The sequence below is a fragment of the Streptococcus sp. DD10 genome (assembly GCF_001578805.1).
Classification (GTDB): domain Bacteria; phylum Bacillota; class Bacilli; order Lactobacillales; family Streptococcaceae; genus Streptococcus.
In genome coordinates this window covers 130,942-136,792 of record NZ_KQ969158.1, presented here as the reverse complement: position 1 = coordinate 136,792, position 5,851 = coordinate 130,942, and the positions used below count along the sequence as shown (strand labels likewise).

Genomic DNA, 5,851 nt, shown 5'->3' with positions numbered 1-5,851 from the left:
TGAGTATTAGTTTAAACTATTAACCTTGTCCTTACCATTATAGCTGTTCCACTTGATTTTTGGATCGTGATAAATTTGTTTTTAAATTGGAAATCAGGCTTGCAGTCACAGAAAAACAAGGGAAAAAAGGATTATTCGGCTGTTTTTTAGATAGATTTTCACTTCTGTTTTGACTGTTATCTTCATTCCACTTCCGACTTTTGTTTGAACTCGTCTATTTCTTTAGATTTCATTAAAGATCGTGATGAATATAAATAATAAGCTTTTTTCGATATAAATCACCCCTCTTGACAAGAATCAAGAGGGGATACTGCTATTTATGAGAAACATACTGGAAAATAAAATACAGTAAAAAACCGATTAAAAATGCCAACCAAAACATACGTTGATGTCGTTTTAGTTTTAACATGAATCCTACCTACCCACACAGTCCTGAGTGGTCAATAACCACACTAGGATAAGTGTAAGTTCCCCATTGAATGCTTATGTTTCCAGTATATCTTCTATTTATAACGGCTCGAATAGCAGTCACAATCCATAAAGCAAGAGCCAAGCATTTTGTTATTTTTCTCATGACGATACTCCTTTCGATTATAGGCATGAATATCACCAATACTAAACTCACAGTGCTTTAATTAAAATTCAGTATTACTGCTTGTTAGCAGTACAGAAACGATATAGTTTTCCGATCTTTATTCCTTTCTAGTTTCATATATCTCTATCCATATATTATTATACAACACCGATAAAGGAAAATAAAGAATTTATATGTTTTATTTGCCGTTTTAGTTGAAACGTATTTTACTGGTCTTGATTAAATTGTGCAGAATCTCGTTTAAAAAGCTTGTCCCATAACAGTCAGGTAACACAGTGCCAAGTCGTCCATGTTTTTCAGGGACAGTCCTGTGGCTTCATGAAATTTTTCCAACCGATACTGGAGGGTGTTCCGATGGATATAGAGTTTCTGCGCTGCTTTGGTCAGCACAGCACTTTCTTGCCAGATAGCTAAGATAATATCGGTCAACCCCTCTTGGTTCTGAATCAACTGGCTGAGGTAGCTGGCAAAAACAGGCTCTCGACGCTGCCACCACAGGTAGATCCGACTAAAGCTCAAGCAAGCAGAACGGCTAAACTGGGCATTCCATTTGGAAAATAGCTGGCGCTCTAACTGAAAAATCCCTGGCCAATCACCACTCTGTTTACTGGTCAAGACATTGCCCACCAAAAAACTCAACTGACTGTCAAAATCAAACTCCATAGCTGATAGGGTGTCTTCCAAAATCTCGGTAACTTCTGTAAATCGAGTCTGATCCAAAACTAAGACATAATCTTTGTGATTAGCCTGAAAATGAGTTAAATAGTTTGAGAAAAAGAACTGCAACATATCCAAAAGCTCCCCCATATTCTCCAAACTAGTCTGGCGAATATGCAAATGAACAAACTGAACAGCCTTGACCTGAAGGTTAGGCTGGGGCCCACGCAGCTCTAGAAAATCATACAAAGGATGTCCATAAAGCGGGCTTTTTTCAGTCGGTTCAATCAAATCAGCCAAAGCATGCTCCCGCTCAGTCAAACTGGATCGATCTACCAACCAGAAACCCGACTCTAAGGGAAAACAGTAAGTACCCCCACCTGTCACACGACTCTCCACCCAGCGCCCCTGGGGAAACAATCTTTGCAAATCCACAACCTACCTCCGTAAACTTCTATAATTAGTATAGCAAAATTCCCTAACAAATAAAATTCTTTATATAAATATCAGACGATTTTTCGAATTTATGGTAAAATAAGGGAATGGAAACCATTAGTTTAACACCGCAGAAAGAGTTGGTGACTAGCTTAATCAAGCGGTATCAAGAGAGTCTCCTTCCCAGTAGAAATCCTTATATCCAGTATTTTCTAAAACCAGCGGGGGCGACTATCAGCGTTTATACGTCAGGAAAAGTGGTCATCCAAGGCGAAGACGCAGTGCGCTATGCGACTGAGCTGGGATATAGTGAAAGCCCACGCACAAGCTATAGTCCAGCAGGACAGAACATGTCGCTGATGGGATCAGATGAGGTCGGCAACGGTTCCTACTTTGGAGGATTGACCGTGGTGGCATCATTTGTCACCCCTGATCAGCACGACTATCTCCGACAGTTAGGAGTAGACGACTCCAAAAATATGACTGATCAGCGGATTCAGCAACTCACTCCTATCTTGCAGGAAAAAATCGCTCACCAAGCGCTACTATTAACACCAAAAAAATATAATGAAGTGATTGAGCAAGGCTATAATGCAGTCTCTGTCAAGGTAGCTCTACATAACCAAGCCCTATATTTACTACTGAAACAAGGTGTCCAACCTAAAAAAATTATCATTGATGCCTTCACAACAGAAAAAAATTATCAAAAATATCTGAAAAATGAAAGTAACCATTTTTCCAACCCTGTGACTTTAGAAGAGAAAGCTGAGGGAAAATATCTGGCGGTAGCAGTCAGCTCCATCATCGCGCGCAGTATGTTTTTAGATAATCTAGCTAAACTAGGCCAGGAGGTGGGGATGACTTTACCAAGTGGAGCTGGTTCAAAAAGTGACCAAGTAGCCAGTCGCATCCTCAAAACTTACGGCATGGAGACACTTAGACACACTGCAAAACTTCATTTTAAAAATACTCAAAAAGCACAAATGTTAGCAAGGAAAGTAAAATGAATAAAAATTATTGGAAACGATTTATGAACGAATGGGGATTTTTCATTCTCTTCCTCATTCTGATTGCCTTATCACGACTATTTATCTGGGGCTCTGTCCGTGTTGACGGTCACTCAATGGATCCCACCTTAGCTGATGGCGAAAACCTCATCATCAGTAAAATCTCCCCAATCAATCGCTTTGATATCGTTGTAGCTGAAGAAGAGGAAGATGGTACAAAAAAAGCCATTGTCAAACGTGTCGTCGGCATGCCGGGTGATACCATTCGCTATGACAATGATAAACTCTATATTAACGGAAAAGAAACCGAAGAACCATACTTGAAAGAGTATATTGCCCTCTTTCAAAAAGATAAACTCCAGGAAACCTATTCTTACAGCCAAAACTTCCAGCTCCGTGCTCAACAGGCACTGGCCTTTACAGTTAATGACAACTGGGACACCAACTTTACCATTACCGTTCCAGAAGGTGAATACCTCCTCTTAGGTGATGATCGTCTGGTTTCAAAAGATAGTCGTCAAGTCGGTACCTTCAAAAAAGACCAAATTACAGGCGAAGTCATCTTCCGCTTCTGGCCTTTTAACCGCATTGGACAGGTTGATTAACTAGCTAAACACAGGCACCAGGTAAACTAACTGGTGCTTTTCATATGAAGGGATACTATGGAATTTTACTTTACAGGTACTATTGAACGGATTATTTTTGAAAATCCTAGTAATTTTTTCAGAATTTTGCTCCTTGAAATATCGGCTACCAATGCCGATGACTATGATGATCTAGATATCATTGTAACAGGGACTATTGCTGATGTTCTAGAAGGAGAAAACTATACTTTCTGGGGAGAGCTAGTTCAACATCCAAAATATGGCAAACAACTTAAGATTGTACGTTATGAAAAAGAAAAACCTAGTAGTCAAGGTTTGGTAAAATACTTTTCTAGTGAGCACTTCAAAGGAATTGGACGCAAAACTGCTCAAAAGATCATTGACCTCTACGGTGAAGAAGATACTATCAATCAGATTTTAGCGAAACCCGAAAAACTCCAAAGTATATCAGGCTTATCATCGACAAATCGGGAGGCTTTTATCAGCACTCTGCGAACAAATTATGGAACAGAACTCATTCTCTCCCAACTTGCTGAATACGGCATTCCCAATCGCTTAGCCTTTCAAATCCAAGATTTCTACAAAGAGGAAACTTTGGAGATTATCGAAAGTAACCCCTATCAGTTAGTTGAAGACATCCAAGGGCTCGGCTTTAAAATTGCTGATCAAATTGCTGAAAGTTTAGGCATTGAAGCTATTGCCCCTGCTCGCTATCGTGCAGGACTCATCCATAGTCTCTTTAGCCTTTCCATGGAGCGAGGCGATACTTATGTAGAAGCTAGAGATTTATTAGAGTATTGTATCAACTTGCTCGAAACGGCTCGCCCTGTTGAACTAGCTCCTGAAGCAGTAGCTCAAGAGTTGGGGCTCCTCATTCAAGATGATAGAGTACAAAACGTCGATACGAAAATTTTTGACAATAGCCTCTTTTTTGCAGAAGAAGGAATTCGAACTAACCTTATACGAATCCTAGAGAAGGGACAGCAACAGATGTACCCTGTGAAACAGATTTTGGATCTAATCGCAGAGGTCGAAGACGAGTTTGGAATCTCTTATGATACCATCCAAAAGGAAGCCATCTGCAATGCTATTAATAACAAAGTCTTTATCTTAACAGGAGGTCCTGGTACCGGAAAAACAACTGTTATTAATGGTTTTATCGCTGTCTATGCCGCTCTACACAAGCTGGACTTACGCAAAAAGTCAGAGCTTCCTATTCTCCTTGCAGCACCTACTGGACGAGCAGCAAGGAGGATGAATGAACTAACAGGACTTCCCAGTGCCACTATCCACAGGCATCTAGGTATGACTGGAGATGATGAGGTTAGTAACCTCAGTGATTATCTAGATGCGGATCTGATCATAATAGATGAATTTTCCATGGTAGATACCTGGTTAGCCAACCAACTCCTACAAAATATCTCTTCTAATAGTCAAATCCTTATCGTCGGAGATGCAGATCAGCTACCCTCAGTCAGCCCTGGTCAAGTTTTAGCTGATTTGCTTCACGTAAGCTGTCTCCCTCAGGTCAAGTTAGAAAAAATCTATCGACAGAGTGAAGACTCCACCATCGTTATGTTAGCAAGTCAGATCCGTCAAGGACTGCTTCCGGCTGACTTTACCGCCAAAAAAGCAGATCGTTCTTATTTCGAAACAAGAAGCGAACACATCCCTCAAATGATTGAAAGAATAGCTGGTGCAGCCATTCGCAGTGGTATCGCAGCTCAGGATGTACAAGTTCTAGCTCCCATGTATCGTGGACAAGCCGGAATTGACAATATCAACCATCTTATGCAAGAACTCATTAACCCAGCTATCAAAGAGCAGCTAAGCTTTACTTTTAACGAGACAACCTATCGTGAAGGAGATAAAGTTATTCACCTGGTTAACGATACAGAAAGCAATGTTTTTAACGGAGATTTAGGCTATATTACTGAACTAACACCTGCCAAATATACCGATTCTAAGCAAGACGAACTCTTACTTAACTTTGACGGAGGCGAGATTCGTTACCCTCGTAATGAATGGTATAAAATCCGCCTTGCCTACGCTATGAGTATTCACAAATCACAAGGAAGTGAGTTTCCAGTAGTAATTCTCCCCATAACTTCTAGTAGTCGTCGGATGCTCCAGCGCAATCTCATTTATACAGCAATCACCCGTGCTAAGAGTAAGCTGATTCTTCTTGGGGAGTACCAGGCATTTGACTTTGCCACACAAAATACAGGAACTTCTCGAAAAACGTATCTAATTGAACGGTTTGAAGAAAACAAGCAGCCCCAATCCACAGATTTTCAAAATTTATCCACAGAAGATGTGGATAAAGATGTGAATCACCCTGTTATCGCTGTGGATAACACCGAAAACTTTGTGGAAAAGGATGTGAAAAACTATCTACTTTCTAAAGAAAATTGGAATCAGATCAATCCTATGATTGGGATAGAAGAAACAGATATTGCTGAATTTTTTAAATAAACATAATAGAAACTCTATCATTCTCCAATGGATAATCCATAGGCAGCAATCTTAGAGTTTTTTTGAGTATTACGTTA

The 5,851-nt window shown here is 40.1% G+C and carries 4 protein-coding genes and 1 pseudogene; 3 read left to right on the top strand and 2 right to left on the bottom strand.

All coding sequences use genetic code 11. The features are described 5' to 3' along the window. Window positions 1-418: 418 nt before the first annotated feature. Both STRDD10_RS10795 and STRDD10_RS03695 read right to left on the bottom strand, forming a co-directional pair. Window positions 419-574, bottom strand: a complete 156-nt coding sequence (locus STRDD10_RS10795) for a hypothetical protein (RefSeq protein WP_156468582.1) — start codon at window positions 572-574, stop codon at window positions 419-421. Window positions 575-835: 261 nt separating this feature from the next. Beyond that, window positions 836-1,687 carry a helix-turn-helix domain-containing protein gene (locus tag STRDD10_RS03695; protein ID WP_067193227.1) on the bottom strand — a complete coding sequence of 284 codons (852 nt, stop codon included), beginning with the start codon at window positions 1,685-1,687 and terminating at the stop codon, window positions 836-838. Window positions 1,688-1,794: 107 nt separating this feature from the next. Here STRDD10_RS03695 and rnhC point away from each other — a divergent pair, with 107 nt between their 5' ends. The 3 genes and pseudogenes from rnhC to recD2 form a co-directional block, all read left to right on the top strand. After that, window positions 1,795-2,694 (top strand): ribonuclease HIII, encoded by a 900-nt coding sequence (gene rnhC / locus STRDD10_RS03690; RefSeq protein ID WP_067193225.1) that lies wholly within the window; start codon window positions 1,795-1,797, stop codon window positions 2,692-2,694. Then, window positions 2,691-3,299 (top strand): signal peptidase I, encoded by a 609-nt coding sequence (gene lepB / locus STRDD10_RS03685; RefSeq protein ID WP_067193223.1) that lies wholly within the window; start codon window positions 2,691-2,693, stop codon window positions 3,297-3,299. Before rnhC ends, lepB begins: the two co-directional genes overlap by 4 nt. Before the next feature lie 57 nt (window positions 3,300-3,356). Further along, window positions 3,357-5,567: pseudogene (recD2, locus tag STRDD10_RS03680) on the top strand (SF1B family DNA helicase RecD2); the annotation flags it as partial. Between the last annotated feature and the right edge of the window lie 284 nt (window positions 5,568-5,851).

Bases quoted from the DNA above. Each gene is read 5' to 3' on its own strand.
- lepB (WP_067193223.1), top strand. From the start codon at position 2,691: ATGAATAAAAATTATTGGAAACGATTTATGAACGAATGGGGATTTTTC.
- rnhC (WP_067193225.1), top strand. From the start codon at position 1,795: ATGGAAACCATTAGTTTAACACCGCAGAAAGAGTTGGTGACTAGCTTA.
- STRDD10_RS10795 (WP_156468582.1), bottom strand. From the start codon at position 574: ATGAGAAAAATAACAAAATGCTTGGCTCTTGCTTTATGGATTGTGACT.